At 71.2% G+C, this 17390-nt stretch carries 16 protein-coding genes; 6 read left to right on the top strand and 10 right to left on the bottom strand.

Annotated features, from left to right (window positions below; all coding sequences use genetic code 11):
* Nucleotides 1-945, bottom strand: coding sequence for an ATP-binding cassette domain-containing protein (locus C8E87_RS19525; protein WP_133874425.1), 945 nt, complete (start codon nucleotides 943-945; stop codon nucleotides 1-3).
* 28 nt (nucleotides 946-973) lie between these two features.
* Complete coding sequence (locus C8E87_RS19520) at nucleotides 974-1528, bottom strand: PadR family transcriptional regulator (protein ID WP_239079804.1); 555 nt, start codon at nucleotides 1526-1528, stop codon at nucleotides 974-976.
* 22 nt (nucleotides 1529-1550) lie between these two features.
* Between C8E87_RS19520 and C8E87_RS19515 the strand changes: the two genes are divergently transcribed.
* Nucleotides 1551-3302, top strand: coding sequence for an acetyl/propionyl/methylcrotonyl-CoA carboxylase subunit alpha (locus C8E87_RS19515; RefSeq protein ID WP_133874424.1), 1752 nt, complete (start codon nucleotides 1551-1553; stop codon nucleotides 3300-3302).
* A gap of 49 nt (nucleotides 3303-3351) precedes the next feature.
* Here the strand turns inward: C8E87_RS19515 and C8E87_RS19510 are convergent, their stop codons facing one another.
* Entirely contained in the window at nucleotides 3352-3885 is a 534-nt protein-coding gene (locus tag C8E87_RS19510) for a GNAT family N-acetyltransferase (protein ID WP_133874423.1), read from the bottom strand.
* A 331-nt stretch (nucleotides 3886-4216) separates the two neighbouring features.
* On the opposite strand from C8E87_RS19510, the gene C8E87_RS19505 reads away from it, so the two are divergent.
* A complete protein-coding gene (locus C8E87_RS19505; protein WP_133874422.1) occupies nucleotides 4217-4930 on the top strand; it encodes a DedA family protein in 714 nt (237 codons plus the stop codon).
* On the opposite strand, the gene C8E87_RS19500 is transcribed toward C8E87_RS19505, so the two are convergent.
* Complete coding sequence (locus tag C8E87_RS19500; protein WP_133874421.1) at nucleotides 4860-6260, bottom strand: NAD(P)H-quinone dehydrogenase; 1401 nt, start codon at nucleotides 6258-6260, stop codon at nucleotides 4860-4862. The two genes, C8E87_RS19505 and C8E87_RS19500, sit on opposite strands and share 71 nt — an antisense overlap.
* Nucleotides 6261-6350: 90 nt before the next feature.
* Here C8E87_RS19500 and C8E87_RS19495 point away from each other — a divergent pair, with 90 nt between their 5' ends.
* Nucleotides 6351-6812 (top strand): gamma-glutamylcyclotransferase, encoded by a 462-nt coding sequence (locus tag C8E87_RS19495; protein ID WP_133874420.1) that lies wholly within the window; start codon nucleotides 6351-6353, stop codon nucleotides 6810-6812.
* On the opposite strand, the gene C8E87_RS19490 is transcribed toward C8E87_RS19495, so the two are convergent.
* The 4 genes from C8E87_RS19490 to C8E87_RS19475 form a co-directional block, all read right to left on the bottom strand.
* Complete coding sequence (locus C8E87_RS19490; protein ID WP_133874419.1) at nucleotides 6809-7750, bottom strand: GNAT family N-acetyltransferase; 942 nt, start codon at nucleotides 7748-7750, stop codon at nucleotides 6809-6811. The two genes, C8E87_RS19495 and C8E87_RS19490, sit on opposite strands and share 4 nt — an antisense overlap.
* A gap of 41 nt (nucleotides 7751-7791) precedes the next feature.
* Complete coding sequence (locus C8E87_RS19485; protein WP_133874418.1) at nucleotides 7792-8529, bottom strand: SCO6745 family protein; 738 nt, start codon at nucleotides 8527-8529, stop codon at nucleotides 7792-7794.
* Nucleotides 8530-8596: 67 nt separating this feature from the next.
* The gene (locus C8E87_RS19480; RefSeq protein WP_133874417.1) at nucleotides 8597-9499 is read right to left on the bottom strand and encodes a hypothetical protein; all 903 of its coding nucleotides are present in this window, start codon (nucleotides 9497-9499) and stop codon (nucleotides 8597-8599) included.
* A 1-nt stretch (nucleotide 9500) separates the two neighbouring features.
* A complete protein-coding gene (locus tag C8E87_RS19475) occupies nucleotides 9501-10136 on the bottom strand; it encodes an MBL fold metallo-hydrolase (protein ID WP_133874416.1) in 636 nt (211 codons plus the stop codon).
* A 108-nt stretch (nucleotides 10137-10244) separates the two neighbouring features.
* Here C8E87_RS19475 and C8E87_RS19470 point away from each other — a divergent pair, with 108 nt between their 5' ends.
* Complete coding sequence (locus tag C8E87_RS19470; RefSeq protein WP_239079803.1) at nucleotides 10245-11177, top strand: DUF4349 domain-containing protein; 933 nt, start codon at nucleotides 10245-10247, stop codon at nucleotides 11175-11177.
* Here C8E87_RS19470 and C8E87_RS19465 read toward each other — a convergent pair.
* Nucleotides 11174-12430 (bottom strand): amidohydrolase, encoded by a 1257-nt coding sequence (locus C8E87_RS19465; RefSeq protein WP_133874415.1) that lies wholly within the window; start codon nucleotides 12428-12430, stop codon nucleotides 11174-11176. The two genes, C8E87_RS19470 and C8E87_RS19465, sit on opposite strands and share 4 nt — an antisense overlap.
* 625 nt (nucleotides 12431-13055) lie before the next feature.
* On the opposite strand from C8E87_RS19465, the gene C8E87_RS19455 reads away from it, so the two are divergent.
* Together C8E87_RS19455 and C8E87_RS19450 are read left to right on the top strand one after the other, a co-directional pair.
* Entirely contained in the window at nucleotides 13056-14963 is a 1908-nt protein-coding gene (locus C8E87_RS19455; protein ID WP_133874413.1) for a serine/threonine-protein kinase, read from the top strand.
* A 27-nt stretch (nucleotides 14964-14990) separates the two neighbouring features.
* Nucleotides 14991-16625: a phospho-sugar mutase gene (locus C8E87_RS19450; protein ID WP_133874412.1), complete on the top strand. Its 1635-nt coding sequence runs from the start codon at nucleotides 14991-14993 to the stop codon at nucleotides 16623-16625.
* Here C8E87_RS19450 and C8E87_RS19445 read toward each other — a convergent pair whose 3' ends face one another.
* Nucleotides 16626-17309 (bottom strand): GOLPH3/VPS74 family protein, encoded by a 684-nt coding sequence (locus C8E87_RS19445; RefSeq protein ID WP_133874411.1) that lies wholly within the window; start codon nucleotides 17307-17309, stop codon nucleotides 16626-16628.
* Between the last annotated feature and the right edge of the window lie 81 nt (nucleotides 17310-17390).

The raw sequence follows: 17390 nt of genomic DNA, 5'->3' as shown, positions 1-17390 counted from the left end.
TCAGCTCTCCCGCAACGATCGGCCGGTTTTGGTGAGGAACACGTCGTCGAGGCTGGGGCGGTGCAGTTCGATCGTGCCCAGCGGGACGCCGGCCGCGTCGAGGGCGCGCAGGATCTGCGGGATCGACACCGCGCCGTCCTCCACGTAGAGGCGCACGTTGTCCTCGTACGTCTCGAGCTTGTAGGAAGTGAGCGCCGCGGCGGCCGCCGCGACCGCGTCGACGGGCAGCCCGACCCGGACGACGTCGCCCGAGATCTCGCGTTTGAGGTCGGCGGGTGTGCCGGACGCGACGATCTCGCCGTGGTCCATGATGGAGATCCGGTCGCAGAGCGCGTCGGCCTCGTCCAGGTAGTGGGTCGTGATGAAGACGGTCATGCCCTCCGCGCGCAGCCGTCTGATCTCGTCCCACATGTGTGCCCGGCTCTGCGGGTCGAGCCCGGTGGTCGGCTCGTCGAGGAAGACGACCTTGGGCTCGTGAATGATGCCGAGGGCGATGTCGACCCGGCGCCTCTGGCCGCCCGAGTAGGTCTTGCATTTGCGGTCGGCGTATTCGCTGAGCTGGAAGCCGTCGAGGACGCGGGCGGCCCGTTCCAGCGCGGCCGCCTTGCCCGCGCCGTAGAGCCGGGCCTGGAGCACGAGTTCTTCCCGCGCCGTCGAGTCGTCCCAGGTGCTGCCGCCCTGGGCGACGTAGCCGATGCGGCGGCGCACCTCACCGGGATCGGTGCGCAGGTCGGCGCCGGCGATGGTGGCTGTGCCGTCGTCGGGCACGATCAGCGTGGCCAGCATGCGCAGCGTGGTGGTCTTGCCGGCCCCGTTCGGACCGAGGAACCCGAAGATCTCGCCTGCGGCGACGTTGAGGTCGACGCCGCGTACGGCCTCGACGGTTTTCTTTTCGCGCCCCTGGCGCGAGGTGAACGACTTGCGCAAGCCGCGAGTCTCAATCATCACCGCAGCTTACGGCCGTCAAGTTTTACTAGCCAAACTTGATTTCACCATTTTCCTCGATCCGCTTCGCGGTCCGCTCGCACCAGGCGATCTCGGCCTCGGCCATCACGATGCTGCGCTCCCACAGCCAGGTCACGTGGATCGGTTTGTTGTCGGCCCAGTCGGCCTTGGTCGCGGCCTCGAGCTGCTGGACGCCGGCGCGCAGCTGAGTGGCGCGGTTGCGCAGCGCGGCCGCCGCCTCCGCGGGCGGCAACGCGGGCAGGAAGGAGAACGCGGCCATGAACGGATCGACCCCCGGCGACAGGTTCCACCAGCCGTTACGCAGCAGCGACTGGAACTCGGCCCGGCCCTTGTCGGTGATCCCGTACGTCGTACGAGCGGGACGCGCCCCGATCTGCTCGGTGGTGACCTCGTGCAGCAGGCCCTCGTCGGTCATCTTGCGCAACGCGTGATAGATCGACCCCGGCTGCACGTTGGCCCACTTGTCGGCGCTCCAGCTCAGGAGCTCACGCCGTACGTCGTAACCGTGCACCGGCTCCATCCACTGAACCAGGCCCAGGATCATCATGCGCGTTGCGGACACTCCTTCAGCGTAAGCTCAGCCCGTGCGTAAGGTCTTGATCGCCAACCGTGGCGAGATCGCCGTCCGGGTCGCCCGGGCCTGTCAGGACGCCGGTCTCGCCTGCGTCGCCGTCTATGCCGACAGTGATCGCGACGCGGTGCACGCCCGGCTCGCCGACGAGGCGTACGCGTTGGACGGTGAGACGGCCGCCGAGACCTATCTGCGCATCGACAAGCTGCTCGACGTCGCCGCACGGGCCGGGGCCGACGCTGTGCATCCCGGCTACGGCTTCCTGTCGGAAAACGCCGACTTCGCGCAGGCGGTGCTCGACGCGGGCCTGACCTGGGTCGGGCCCACCCCGCAGGCCATCCGCGACCTGGGCGACAAGGTCACCGCGCGGCACATCGCGCAGCGGGCCGGCGCGCCGCTGGTGCCGGGCACAGCCGACCCGGTGGCCGACGCGTCCGAGATCATCGCCTTCGCCGAGCAGCACGGGCTGCCGGTGGCGATCAAGGCGGCGTTCGGTGGCGGCGGCCGGGGGCTCAAGGTCGCCCGTACGCTCGACGAGATCCCGGCGCTGTTCGAGAGCGCGACACGCGAGGCGGTGGCGGCCTTCGGACGCGGCGAGTGCTTCGTCGAGCGCTACCTCGACCGGCCGCGGCACGTCGAGGCCCAGGTCCTGGCGGACACGCACGGCAACGTGGTCGTGGTCGGCACGCGCGACTGCTCGCTGCAGCGCCGCCATCAGAAGCTGGTCGAGGAGGCGCCGGCCCCGTTCCTCACCGACGAGCAGCGCGCCGCCATCCACGAGAGCGCCAAGGCGATCTGCCTCGAGGCCGGCTATCACGGCGCGGGCACTGTCGAATATCTCGTCGGACAGGACGGCACCATCTCGTTCCTCGAGGTCAACACGCGCCTGCAGGTCGAGCATCCGGTGAGCGAGGAGACGGCCGGCCTCGACCTCGTACGCGAGCAGTTCCGCATCGCCGCGGGTGAGGCCCTCGAACTCACCGCGGACCCGGCGCCCCGCGGCCACTCCATCGAGTTCCGCATCAACGGCGAGGACCCGGGCCGCAACTTCCTGCCCGCCCCCGGCGTCGTCGCGTCGCTGTCGTGGCCGCTCGGCCCGGGTGTGCGCGTGGACGCGGGGGTCGAGGCGGGCAGTGTCATCGGAGGCAACTTCGACTCCCTGCTGGCAAAGATCATCGTTTCCGGCCGTACGCGGGAAGAGGCGCTGGAGCGTTCCCGGCGCGCGCTCGACGAGACGGTGATCGACGGGATCGCGACCGTGCTTCCGTTCCATCGCGCCGTGGTGCGCGACGCGGCCTTCACCGCGGAGCCCTTCACTGTTCACACCCGGTGGATCGAGACCGAGTGGGCCAACGAGGTCGAGCCCTTCACCGGCGGGGCGGTCGCCGGCAGCGACAGCGGCGAGCGCGAGACCGTGGTGGTCGAGGTGGGCGGCAAGCGGCTGGAGGTACGGGTGCCCGCGAAGCTGCTGCAGGGCGGCGGCCCGGCTGCGTCCGGCCGCCCTGCTTCCCGGCGTGCCTCGGGCTCTGGCGGCACCGCGGCCCAAGCCGGCGGCGCGGCTCTGACGGCTCCTATGCAGGGCACGATCGTCAAGGTCGCGGTCTCCGACGGTGACACCGTCTCGGAGGGCGACGTGATCGTCGTGGTCGAGGCCATGAAGATGGAGCAGCCCCTGCAGGCCCACAAGGCGGGCACGGTGTCGGCATTGTCCATCAAGGTCGGCGAGACGGTCACCGCGGGCGCTGTGGTCTGCACGATCGACTGAGCCCGGCCAGGACCCGCCGGGACACCGGAGCCCGCACACCTCGGCGGGGTCACAACCAGTAGCGGAGCTTCTCGTCCCGGCGATCGGCCGGACGACCGCCGTTGCGCTCGATCGTGCGGCGCGACGCCTCGTTGTCGAAGTCGCACGTGATCAGCACGCGGGGCAGGCCGAGCGTGGCCGCGAGGGGAAGGGCGGCGGCCAGCATCGCGGTGGCGTGACCGCGGCGTCGGGCCCCGGGGCGTACGTCGTAACCGATGTGCCCGTTGCGTTCGCCGGCCTGGCCGGGGGCGAGCCGGTGCCGGATGTTGAGGCGGCCGAGATAGATCGGGCCGTCGAGCCACCACAACACCGTCGTCGGGACGAAGCCGGGCGGGCGGGGTGTCTCCTCCAGGCGTTGCGCGAGCAGGTAGTCGACGTATCGGGCGAAGCCGTCGGCCGTGGCCCACGTGGAGGCGTACGCGCGTAGGTCGTTGCCGATGTTGCTGAAGTCGTCGAGCCCACCCCGCCCCTCGGCCACGTATTCGTCCATGGCGGCGAGGAACGACTCGTGAACGTCGACGGTGGGCGGGACGAGCGAGGGCATCCGCACAGGGTAAAGCGAGTGGGCCGCCCGTACGGGACCTACGGACGGCCCATCGGCCGGCACACCGAGAACGGGGGACCCGGCGTTCCGGCAGATCTCACGGTACGCCCGCTCCGCTGCCGGCGAAAAACGAGCGGGATCAACCGGTACATCTCGCCCTTACGAGACGGGACCGAGCCGAAAATGGGCAGCGGCGGCGGGATCGAGGCATTACCGTGTCCGGCATCACCGACGACCGGGTCTGATCAGGGAGCATGCTGAACACAGCCCATTCTCAGGTGTCCTCGCCAACAATGACGTGGACCCCGGAACACCGCGAGGTGGCATGACCATGACCGAACTGTTGACCATGATGGCAACACCGGCATGGGCATACCTTGCTCTTTTCGGATTTCTCGCCATCGACGCGATGATTCCGGTCGTTCCGATCCAGGCGATCATGATCACATCCGGGGCGCTGACTGTCTACGGCAATCTCGATCTTGCTCTCGTGATCGCGGTGGGCGCCCTGGGCATGCTCACCGGCGACTCGATCGCGTTCGTCCTCGGCCGCTCCTCGGGCGAGCGTGGCTCGGGCCGTCTGTCCGCCCTGCGCGCGCGTTACGCCCCCCGGCACGACGAGGAGGCCAAAGAGGCCTCACGCACCAAGCAGGCCGCCGAGCGGTTCACCCGGGGCCTGCGCCGGCCGGGGCCGCTCGTGCTGCTCCTCTGCCGGTTCGTGCCCGGCGGGCGCATGGCGGCCGGTTTCCACGCCGGCCGCCGCCGCTACCCGATCAAGCTGTTCGCCCTCTACGACGGCCTGGCCGCGCTCGCCTGGGGCACGTACGGCGGTCTGGTCGGCCACGTCGGCGGAACGGCGATCACCCAGTCGGCGTGGCGGCTGTTCGCGATCGCCGCCACCGCCGCCGTCGTCTTCGGCACCGCCGGGTGGATCCTGGCGCTGTTCGGCGGCCGCAAGGACGAGGAACTGGCCGTCACTGCAGCTCGTGCTGCATCAGCTGACGCGCCGCTTCCGCAATCGACCCCGACAACGACGGGTAGATAGTGATCGTGTGGGCCAGCTGGTCCACGGTCAGGTTGTTCTCGATCGCCATCGTGATCGGCAGGATCAGCTCGCTCGCCTTGGGCGCCACCACGACGCCGCCCACGATCTGGCCCGTGGCCGGCCGGCAGAACAGCTTCACGAAGCCGTCGTGCAGGTCGGCCATCTTGGCCCGGGCGTTGCCGGTCAGCGGCAGCATCACCTGACGCGCCGGGACCCGGCCCGCGTCCACGTCGTTCTGCGAGACGCCGACGGTGGCCAGCTCGGGGTCGGTGAAGACGTTGGCCGACACGGTCCGCAGCCGCAGCGGCGCCACGGCCTCGCCCATCGCGTGCCAGATGGCGATGCGGCCCTGCATGGCGGCCACGCTGGCCAGCGGCAGCACGCCGGTGCAGTCGCCGGCCGCGTAGATGCCGGGCACATTGGTGCGCGACACCCGGTCGACGGTCACGTAACCGCCGTCGCCGACCTGCACGCCGTACTCGGCGAGGCTCAGGTCGGCGGTGTTGGGCACGGCGCCGACCGCGATCAGCGCGTGCGAGCCTTCGATCACCCGGTCGTCGCCGAGCGTGACCCGTACGCCGGAGCCGGTGTTCTCGACGCTCTTGCCGCGCGCCTGGCTGAGGATGGTCATGCCCCGCTCGCGGAACACCCGTTCGATCGCCATCGCGGCGTCGGCGTCCTCGTGCGGCATCACCCGTTCGCGGCTCGACACCAGCGTGACCCGCACGCCCATGGCGAGGTAGGCGCTGGCGAACTCGGCGCCGGTGACACCGGAACCGATGACGATCAGGTGGGAGGGCAGCTCGGTCAGGTCGTACAGCTGACGCCAGTCGAGGATCCGGTCGCCGTCCGGACGGGCGGTGGCCAGCACCCGCGGGGTCGCCCCGGTGGCCAGCAGCACCGTGGTGGCCTCGACCGCGTACGTCTGGCCGCCGTGCGGGGTGATCAGCACCTGGTGGGTGTGCCCGAGCGTGTCCTCGCCCATGCGGGCCCGGCCGTGCACCACGTCGACCCCGGCCTTGACCAGCTTGGCCTGGATGTCAGCGGACTGGGCCAGCGCGAGCCGCTTCACCCTGTCGTTGACCGCGACCGCGTCGACGGTGACGCCGTCGAGCCCGGCCGAACGGATGCCGAACCGCTCGTTGTGCCGATACCCCGTCATGATCTCGGAGCTGGCGATGAAGGTCTTGGACGGCACACAGTCGGTCAGGACGCAGGCGCCGCCCGGGCCGTCCGCCTCGACGAGGGTGACGTCCGCGTCGAGCTGGGCCGCGACCAGTGCCGCCTCGTACCCGCCCGGTCCCCCACCGATGATCACGATCCGACTCACGACGCTCCAACCCTCTTCCCGCATGGCAGTTGTGCCGACACGCACTGCTTGTATTCTCCACGACCGCCCGGTGCCGCTATCGTCATCGCCGTGCGTCATTACGCCGCGTATGGCTCAAACCTCGACCCGGCCCGCATGCGGGCCTACTGTCCGCACTCGCCCATGGTGGGCGTGGGGTGGATAGAAGGCTGGCGCCTGACCTTTGCCGGTGAGGGGGAAATTGGCTGGGAGGGCGCGGTCACGACGATCGTCGAATCGCCCGGGGACCGGGTCTTCGTCTCCCTCTACGACGTTCATCCGTGGGATGCGTCACAGCTCGACGAGGTCGAGGGGGTGACCGCTGGGGCCTATCAGAAGGTCACCGTGCGTGTCTCCACGCTCGAGGGCGAGTTCAGCGCCTGGGTCTACGTCTTCGCCGGCTACGAGGGCGGGCTCCCGACGGCGTGGTATCTGAGCGAGATCGCGAACGCCGCCGAGAAGGCCGGCGCCCCCGACGACTACGTCGAGGAGCTGCGCCGCCGGCCCACCGCCACGCCGTCGCCCGAGTCCTAGATGATCTTCTGATAGATGTTGGCCTCGTAGAGCGGCTTCATGCCGACCGCGAGGTAGAGCCGGGCCGCCCTGGTCGGGTTGGCCATGTCGACCCCCAGGCCGGCCTTGGCGCGCCCTTTACCGGCGTAAGTGGCGAAGGCGCGGCGCAGCAGGGCCTCACCCAAACCCCTTTTCCGGTACGCCCCGAGCACCGCGAGCCGTTTGACCCAGCCCTCGTCGTTGCCCTGGTCGCTGTCGAACGACGACTCCAGCACGCCCGCGACCTCGCCGTCGGCCTCGGCCACGAACCACTCGTCGAGCGCGGAAGCCTGTTTGCGCCACGCGTCGTACGGCAGCGCCCGGTGGTCGGAGTCGAGGAACGCCTGCTCGATGACGCTGTGGAAGGCGCGCATCTCGGCCTCGTCATCGGGCCGGACGTTGCGGATCAGGACCCCGGCCGGCGGTTCCGGCGGGGTCGCGGACACGCCGTCGAGCGAGATCTGCATGCGCGCGTTCTGCTTGAGGAAGCCGAACCCGTGTTCGGTCAGCAGGTCGATCCAGGCCGTCTCGGTGGGCACGGCGCCGGCGCGGACCTCGTACGTCTCGTGGCCGAACTCGGCCTTGCGCTCGGCCACCCGGGCCAGCATCAGCTCGAGCAGCGGGCGCATCGCGGGCAGCCCGTCGGTGGGCCAGACGTACACCTCGATGAAGTCGCGGCTCGCGCCGGTGGCGTTGCCGGGATAGGTCCAGCCGACGATGCGGCCGCCGGCGTCGAGCGCCACCCAGCAGTCGCGCGCCATGTCGGTGTTGGGCTCGGTGAGGGCCTCGCGCACCTCTTCGGGGCTGTAGTCGGGGTAGCCGACCGCCGCGATGTCGCTGGCGTGCACCAGCTGCAGGATGGCGGGCGCGTCGTCGAGGGTGGGCCGGCGCACGCTCCAGCCGTCGGGAAGCTCAGTCACCCCGGCATGGGATCACGCCGGGGAGGCGCCGGGCGAGCCTTTTACCGCTGCAGCCGGTGCCTCAGCGACTCCAGCAGGCCGATCAGCTCAACGCGCTCACCGAGGTCGAGGGCCGCGTACGCCTGTCCGGCCATCGCGTCGGCGACGGACTCGGCCCACATGAGCCGCCGGACGATCGGGCCCGCCGCCGGATAGGGCGGCTGCCACCCGAACGCCACCGCGCCGGTCTCGCCCTCGGGCCCGGCGATGATCGCCTGCAGCGGGGTGAGCCCACTGGCCCGCACCGCCACGAGCTGCACGCCGAGCCGGTGCTCGTGCAGCAGGTGCAGCAGGACCGCGGTCTGCGCGCCGGGCGCCTGCTCGGGCACCGGCATCGCCCGCCAGGCGGCGAACAGCGGCAGGCCTGCGTAGTCGACAGCGGCCACGACCCGGCGGGTCAGCTCGTGCAGCCGGGCCAGCCGGGGGAAGCCGCCGATCTGCTCGACGCCCCAGGTGCACAGCTCGTGGAGGTGCCAGGTGGCCACCTCCATCGGCGCGGACGTCTTGGCCGTCGCCTCCCAGCCGTCCATGACGGCCTCCGGGGCGATGAGGCCGATCGAGGCCGCGACGGTCTCGGGACGCACGTCGCCGAGCGCGCCCGCACGCGCGGAAACGTGGTAGGCCCAGCCGGACAGGCCCAGCAGACGCGCGCGGCGCAGCGTCTGTGGCGACTCGGCGAAGGCGCCCACAATCGTCGCCAGCCCCGTCTTGGCGTTGGCGGCTGCCTGTTCGGGGGTCACCCGAGCGATTCTGCTCTTCCTGACCCGATCTGGAAAATATTCTTCCCATCCGGGGCGGTAAACCGGATCAATCCGGCTCGTCCGATTCAAGATCCTCCAACGCGGCCTGAACGTCACCGACCTGGCGGCGGGCCGCGGCGGCCTCCCGTTCGGCGAGGCGGCGAGCCTGCTTGCGCCGGGCCACTTCCGCCTGCGCCTCGGTACGTTTGCGTTCCAATTCGGCCAGTTCGGCGTCCAGGTCCTCAACCACGTGACCAGCATCACGTTCGGCGGACTCGGCGCGTCCGAGTTGGTCGTCGGCGCGCTTCTCGGCCGCCTGGGCGTTCGACAGCTCCCGGCGGAGTTCGCGACGCCGCTGCTCGAACTCCCGGCGCCGCCGCTCGGCCGCCGCGGCGCGTTCCCGCGGGAACTCGACCACCTCGGCGTCGCCGTCCGCATCGTCGTCATCGGCAACGGCGGCCTCGTCGGTGACGAGCCGGAGCCGGGGCCGGGGCACCTCGCCGAAGCCCGCGTAGGTGGCAGCACGGATCAACCTGCCCGTACGCACCTGGGCCGCGATCTCGGGTTCGGCCAGCGCCGCGGTCAGCGTCGCCTCGACCTCGCCGAGCGGCAGCTTGGCCGACGGGTCCTCGGCCCGGGCCAGCTTGCCCGCCGCCGCGACCAGGGCCGAGACCACCTGGCGGCGCTGGTTGGTCAGCTCGCGCAGGGCTGAGCCGTCGAGCCCACGCTGGGCCTCGCGCAGCGCGGTGGAGAGCTCGACCAGTTCCTCGATCAGCTCGGGCCGGCGCAGCGCGAGCAGGTTGACCACCCAGGCGGCCACGGTCGGCTTCTTGAGCGCGGCCAGGCGCTTGGCGGTGGCCCGGTCGCCGGCCTTTCGGGCGTCGTCGATGGCGGCTGTCCGGGCCGCGACGAAGCCCTCCGGCGGGGACTCGTAGAGCCGCTGGATCAGATCGTCGGTGGCGCTGGGCACGTCAAGCGATGGTAGTGCCGGGCGCGAGGTGCGCGTACTTCGTGCCGGAGAGTCGCTCAAGATGTCCGTCGGAGACCTTCGCCCCGGTCTCGGTGAGCAGATGGTCGTGCAGCGCGTAGGCCCGCCCCGGCTTGACCGCCCGGACGAAGTCGATCGACTCGGAGAGCTTCATCCACGGAGCATTCAACGGCGCGAACAGGGTGTCCACCGTCGTGTCCTCCGGCACGGTGAACGAATCCCCGGGGTGGTAGAGATTCGTCGACCCGTCGGCGATCAGATAACCCACGTTCGCGATCCGCGGGATGTCGGGGTGGATCACGGCGTGCTGACCGCCGTGGACCCGTACGCGATAACCCGCGGCCTCGAACTCGCCGCCCGGCTCGACCGCCGTCGACGCCTCCGCGAAACGCGGGTGCTGGGCCAGTACGTCGGCGTGGGCGTAAATCCGCAGCCCCGGCCGCTTCTCCAAGGTCTCGGTGAGCGCCTCCGGGTCGAGGTGGTCGAAGTGCTCGTGCGTGATCAGCACCGCGTCGGCGCCGTCGAGCGCCGCTCGCTCGCTGAACGCCCCCGGATCGACCACGAGGACCCCAGCGCCCTCGATCCGGAGACAGGAATGCGTGAACTTCGTGATCTGCACGGGATCCCTCCGCTGCTGATTCGTGACCGCTCATTCCGCAGTCTGCCGGAACCGGGAAACCTCCGCCGCACGTCCCAGGGGCACATCGAAACGGGGTTGGGAGAAAGCATGCGCGCTCGAAAGACATATGTGCTGGGCACCGTGATCATCGCTGGTCTCATGCTGGCCGGTTGCGGGGACGGCGCCTCGGACAACTCAGCGTCCTCCGCGGGCGGGGCGGCCCCCGCCATGGACAAGGGAGCGGCCCAGGGCGAGGCGGCCGCGCCCGAGACGGGCCGGGACGCCCAGGCCCAGGCGCCCGACCTGCGGGTCGAGCAACGCTCGATCATCTATCGCGGATCCATCTCCGTCCGGGTCGACAACGTCGAGGCCGCGGCCGGGCGGGTCACCGGCATAGCGACGACGTCCGGGGGCTTCGTCGGCGGCGACAACCGCAGCAGCGGCTCCGGCTCGGACACCGCGACCATGGAGCTGCGCGTCCCCGCCGACAAGTTCTCCGGCGTGGTCGACCAGCTCGCCAAGCTGGGCGCCGAGGAGCAGCGCCAGATCAACACCGAGGACGTGACCGATCAGACCATCGACCTGGACGCGCGGATCGCCGTGCAGCAGGCCCGGGTGGACAGCGGCCGCAAGCTGCTGGCCCAGGCCAAGTCGCTCAACGACCTGGTGATGCTCGAGCGTGAGGTGGCCACCCGCGAGTCCGACCTGGCGTCGTTGCAGGCCAAGAAGCGGCACCTGGCCGACCTGACCGCCCTCTCCACGATCACGGTGACGCTGCTCGACCCCGAGGCCGAGGCTGTCGCCGACGACGACCCGCCCGGCTTCCTGAGCGGTCTGGGCGCCGGCTGGGACGCGCTGCTGGCCTCGCTGCGGGTGCTGCTGACCGTGCTGGGGGCGCTGCTGCCCTGGCTGATCGCGTTCGGCCTGCCGGCATGGGCGATCGTTTACGCCGTACGCCGGTTCAACCGCTCGCGCCGCCGCCCGGCGCTGGTGGCGCAGCAGCCCGTCGCCGGGCCGCCAGCGCCCCCGCAGCAGCCTTAGAACGCGCCCGTCGCCAGGGCGGCCAGCGCGGTGTGGACCATGACCCGCACGCCGTAACCGATGCTGCTCTCGTCCACATCGAAGTCGCCCTGGTGCAGGTCGTGCTTCTCGTCCGACCCGGGCACCCCGGTGCCCAGCCGGATCATCGCGCCCGGCACCTGGTCGAGATAGAACGAGAAGTCCTCGCCGCCCATGCTGATCTCGGCCTCGACCACCCGGTCGGGGCCGAGCGCAGCGCCGGCGGCGCCCGCGATGACGGCGGCGGCCATCCGGTCGTTGATCACCGGCGGGACACCCCGGTGGTAGCCCACCTCGACGTGCGCCCCGGTCGGCGCGACCACGTCCTTGATCAGCTGGGTGACCAGCTCGGGGGCGGTGCGCCAGGCCTCACGGCTCAGCACCCGGACGGTGCCGCGCGCGTAGCCCTCGCCGGGGATCGCGTTGAACGCCTCGCCCGAGTGCACGGCGCCCCACACCATCGACAGCCCGGCCCGCGGGTCGACCCGGCGGCCCAGCAGCGCGGGCACGTCGGTGATGACCTTGGCCAGCGCGTACACCAGATCGGCGGTCAGGTGCGGCCGGGCGGTGTGCCCGCCCGGGCCGGTCAGCTTGACGTCGACCGTGTCGGCGGCCGCGGTGAACGGGCCCGAACGCACCCCGACCAGGCCCGCGGGCAGCTGCGGGTAGCAGTGCAGGGCGTAGATCGCGGCGACGTCCTTGAGCGCGCCGGCGGCGATCAGCCTCGGCGCTCCGGAGGGGACCGTCTCCTCGGCGCACTGGAAGATCAGGCGGACCCGGCCGGGCAGCTCGCCCTGCTCGGCCAGCTGCTGCAGGGCCAGGCCGAGGCCGAGCATCACGGTGGTGTGCACGTCGTGGCCGCACGCGTGCGCGACGTTGGGCACCGTGGACCTGTACGGCACGGTTTTGAGGTCCTGCAGCGGCAGCGCGTCGAGGTCGGCGCGGAACGCGATCACCCGGTCGCCCTCGCCGATGTCGCAGATCACACCGTTGCCCTCGGGCAGCATGTGCGGCGACAGACCGGCCACGGCGAGCTCGCGGGCGACCAGGGCCGCCGTTTCGAACTCGTGATAGGACGGCTCGGGGTGCGCGTGAATGTGACGCCGGATCGCTACGAGCTCCTGACCGTGGGAGGCGAGCCAGCGGTCGAGCTGGCCGGGCAGGGGCTCGGCGCCGGGCAACGGCCCGGGCCACTCCTTCTGGGCCCCTTCGGGCTCCGTCAGAGTCGTAGTCACGTCGGCATCCGTATCGTCGAATGAGTTTGTCGGGTTTCGCAGACGGGCGACAGCCTAGACCGTTTTCGGTAACGCTGTGCAACGCCATTCCCGTGCGCGCGGCATCGCGCTCGGTTACGAAAGCCCTGATAGGAGCTTTCCACGGTGCCACGGCGTGCCGCGGTGGGGCACACCGAGAGTCCGTCCGGAGATCTGTCCGGCGACGGAATCAGAAGCGTTCGACCGGATGGTAAACGCCCCATACACCGCGCAAGGTGCGGCATACCTCGCCCACTGTGGCACGAAGACGCAACGCCTCTTTCATCAACGGTAAGACGTTCTCTGTTCCCCCGGCGCCCTTCGCCAAATCCGCCGGCGCCCCGATCGGGGCGCCGGCGCGACGTCGCCCTCCCGCTACACCGGTTGATCTCGAAACCCGGCCCCGCGTTCCTGAACCTTCGTTCAATCCGGCTGCGTGAGGACTTTTGCACGCTGCGTCCGAAACAGTACACAGAATGCGATTCCACGGTCACCTACGGTCGAGTTCGACGGAACACGACGGTTGTGACTTTCAAATCGGGCCCGGGGCACGGCAAGATAGCGGGGTTCGTGCGACGGCCCCTACACCCCCTCGGTGGCATCCTCAGTGACTCAGATTCCGACGTGGAGCGGCGGAAACAACGCTTCGACCAGCGGACGCGCAGCCCCGGGCACGCTCATCGGCGGGCGGTACACCTTACGTGCCGCGGTCGGACACGGCGGCATGGGCACGGTCTGGCGTGCGGCCGACACGCTGCTGCGCCGTGACGTGGCCATCAAGGAGGTCATCCTCCCGCCCGGCCTGGCCCCGAGCGACCGCGACGCGATGTACGAGCGGACCATGCGCGAGGCCCGCGCCGCGGCCGCCCTGCAACACCCGGCCGTCGTGCAGGTCTACGACGTCGTGCACGAGAACGGCCGGCCGTGGATCGTGATGGAGCTGCTCGACGCGCGCAGCCTGGCCGACATGGTGATCGAGGACGGGCCGGTCGCGCCCCGGGTCGTCGCCAAGATCGGCATCGCGCTGCTGGGCGCGCTCGAGGTCGCGCACGCGCACGGCGTGCTGCACCGCGACGTCAAGCCGGCCAACGTGCTGATCTGCGGTGACGGCCGCTGCGTGCTGACCGACTTCGGTGTCGCGCGCATGCCCACCGACGTACAGCTGACCACTCCCGGCATGGTGCTCGGCTCGCCCCACTTCATCTCGCCCGAGCGCGCGATGGGCAGCTCGTTCGGTCCGCCGAGCGACCTGTTCTCGCTGGGTGTCACGCTCTTCACCGCGGTCGAGGGCCGGCCCCCGTTCGACAAGGGCGACCCGATCGAGACCATGCACGCCGTGGTGGAGGACCCGCCGGCCCCGGCAGTACGGGCCGGCTCGCTCACCCCGGTGCTGATGGGCCTGCTCGAGAAGGACCCCGACCGCCGGATGGACGTGCAGACCGCGCGCACCATGCTCCGGCAGCAACTCGCCGGCCCGCTGGCCAGCAAGAGCCCGCCGCACATGACGACCGACCCGTACTCGGTGGTTCCCGCGCAGCGTCCGCCGGCGGCGCCCGCCGAGACCCAGCCGATCTCGCCTGCGACCAGCGGGCAGATCGGCGGCCGGGCCATGCTCGCGCCGGGCGACTCGCTCACCGACCACTTCAACAAGCTGCAGCAGGGCAACACGGCCGCGCCGGGCGCCGCTCGCCGTCGCGCCGCCCAGTCCACCCCGACCGGCCTGATGCCGGCCGCCTCGGGTGACACGACCAACGTGCTGCCGCCCCGCGACGCGTGGAACGGCGCCCGCGCGGCCCGTGACCCGATGGCGGGCACGATCAGCGGCAGCCCGGCCGCCAAGCGCAAGGCGATGCTGGCCAACGCCGTGGCCACGGCCAAGCAGACCACCGGCAAGGCGGTCGACACCGTCAAGGGCTGGCCGCGCAAGCAGCAGCTCATCGCCGGGGGCGGCGCGCTGGGCGTCGTGATTCTGCTGGTCCTGGTGTTCTCGCTGGCCGGGGGCGGTGGCGACGACGCTACGACGCCGACCGCGGCCCCGACCGGCCAGACCGAGACCAAGCCGGCCGCGTTCGCCACCCAGGAATACAGCGACCGCGGCGTCAAGGTGCAGGTCCCCAAGGCGTGGAGCAAGAAGGCGGGTGGCGTCTACGTCGACTTCGTCGACCCGGACGACGCCAAGCGCAAGGTGCGGATCCTGGTCGAGAAGGCCTCGTCCAAGGCCACCCCGCAGAGCTTCCTGGGCATCGCCGAGAACACGCTCAAGACGCGCTCGGCGAACTGCCCCAAGCCGTACACGCAGGTGGGCCTGACCAACACCACGATCGACGGCCGGGACGGCGCGGTGCTCGAATACACCTGCGGCACCGGCGACCAGGCCCGGCACGGGCTGTGGGGGGCGGTGATCTCGGGCGGCAAGGCGTACTCGTTCTTCCTCACCGCCAACGAGACGCAGTTCGCCGAGAGCAAGCCGATCTTCGACCAAATGATCAAGACGTACACCCTGCAGGCCTCCTGAGCCCCTCAGGCGTGCTATCAATCCCTGATGGCGCCTGACGAACTGCAGTCCCTGGCCGAGACCTGGCTGGCGGACGACCCCGACCCGGCCACGCGGGACGAGCTGACCCGGCTGATCGCCGGGCTGCCCGGCACCGAGGCCGAGCTGCGTGACCGGTTCGCCGGCCCGCTGACCTTCGGCACCGCCGGTCTGCGGGGCCGGCTGCGCGCCGGGCCGAACGGGATGAACCTCGCCGTCGTCACGCGGGCCGCCGCCGGGCTGATCACCTGGCTGGCCGAGCAGGGCGGCGCCGGCCCGCTGGTGATCGGGTACGACGCCCGGCACGGCTCGAAGGAGTTCGCCGAGCAGACGGCCAGGGTCGCGACCGGCGCCGGGCGCGACGCCCTGGTCATGCCGGCCCTGCTGCCGACGCCGGTGCTGGCGTACGCCGTACGGGCCTTGGACGCGGTGGCCGGGGTGATGGTCACGGCCAGCCACAACCCGCCGCAGGACAACGGCTACAAGGTCTATCTGGGCCGGCAGCTGGGCGGTCCGGGCGGTGACGGCGCTCAGATCGTGCCGCCGGCCGACGCGGGCATCGAGGCCGCGATCCGGGCCGTGGGGCGGATCGCGGACATCCCGCTGGGCCCGCCGGGCACCCTCCTCGACGACAAGATCCTTGAGCGGTACGCCGGGAGCGCCGCGGCCGTGCTGTCGGAGGGCGGCCCGCGGGACATCGTCGTCGCGTACACGCCGATGCACGGGGTCGGCGCGTCGACGCTGCTGGCCTCGTTCGCGGCGGCCGGTTTCCCGGACCCGGCCGTGGTGGCGGCGCAGGCCGAGCCCGACCCGGAGTTCCCGACCGTCGCGTTCCCCAACCCGGAGGAGCCGGGCGCGATGGACCTGCTGCTGGAACTGGCCGCCACCTCGGGGGCCGACCTGGCGATCGCCAACGACCCCGACGCGGACCGGTGCGCGGTGGCCGTCCCGGCGGGCGACGGGTGGCGGGCGCTGCGCGGGGACGAGCTCGGCGTGCTGCTCGGGGACCACCTGATCCGTCGGGGCCGGCCCGGGACGTACGCGACCACGATCGTCTCGTCGCAGCTGCTGGGCCGCCTGTGCCAGGCCCGGCGCGTGCCCTACGCCGAGACGTTGACCGGGTTCAAGTGGATCGTCCGGGCGGCCGAGGAACTGGCATACGGCTACGAGGAGGCGCTCGGCTACTGCGTGGCGCCCGGCCTGGTGCGTGACAAGGACGGCATCACGGCCGCGCTGACGGTGGCGGAGCTGGCGGCCGGGCTCAAGGCCGAGGGGCGTACCCTGGCCGACCGGCTCGACGAGCTGGCCACGGAGTTCGGGGTGCACGCGACCGATCAGCTCTCGGTGCGCGTCGACGACCTGGCCGAGATCGGGGCGGCGATGACCCGGGCCCGCCAGGCTCCGCCGGGGTCGCTGCTCGGCGAGGCAGCGAGCGTCACCGACGACACGGCGAACAACGTGCTGACGTTCCGTACGGCGTCGGCGCGGGCGGTCATCCGGCCGTCGGGCACGGAGCCGAAACTCAAGGCGTACCTGGAAGTGGTTGTGCCGGTCGACGCCGGTGGGCCGGCCGCCGCCCGGGCACGAGCGGGCGACGGCCTGGTCGAACTGCGGCGCGAGATCGCCACGGCTCTCGGGGTCTGATCAGGCCGGCTTGGGCGCGCCCAGGGCGGCCCTGATCGCCTTGCTCAGCGTGGCCACCACCAGGGCGACACTGGGCCGGACGATCGAGTCCTCCAGGTTGCCCCCGGCCATGAAGCCGGCGCCCGAGGCGATCTGCTCGAGGCGGTCGTGCGCCTTGGCGACGTCCTCGGGGGGCAGACGCAGCGCGGGCTCCATCCGGCAGGCCACCAGCAGGGTGGCGAGCGCCGCGGTGCGCTCGTCGCAGAGCGCGCCGCTGGTCAGCGCGTCGGCCAGCCGGCCCCGGATCTCGGCCTCGAACGCCGGGTCGGTGGTCGGGTAGCGGTGCACGTGGATCACGCCCATCTGCGTCTCGTCCACGTCCTGCACCACGCCCCGGGCGACCAGGTCTTCCAGCACCCGGGTGCGCAGCCGGTGCCGCAGGCGCTGCAGCCACTGGGCGGGCGTGTGCGGCTCGTCCCCGGCCGCCTTGGCCAGCACGGCGTCGGCGATGGGGTCGCCGATCGGGCTCGGATCCATCACCTTGAGGTAGCCGTCGACGTAGGCGATGCGTCCCGCCAGCGCCAGGTCGACCAGCACGGCCGCGGCCATGCCGAGGTCGAGCCCGATCCGGGAGCCGGTGGCCTTGCCGGTCTGGTCGTCGTACGCGAGCAGAAGCAGTTCCTCGGCGAGGGGCATGGAGGTCATGGATCGAAACGATAGTGTCCCCAGTCACGCGAACAGATCGCCAGGTCGGTTATATCCCGGTAGCAGACGTTGGCCTAAAGT

Source organism: Paractinoplanes brasiliensis, from assembly GCF_004362215.1.
Taxonomy (GTDB): domain Bacteria; phylum Actinomycetota; class Actinomycetes; order Mycobacteriales; family Micromonosporaceae; genus Actinoplanes; species Actinoplanes brasiliensis.
Note: the sequence above shows the minus strand (reverse complement) of the source record. Positions and strands in the feature narration are given on the sequence as shown.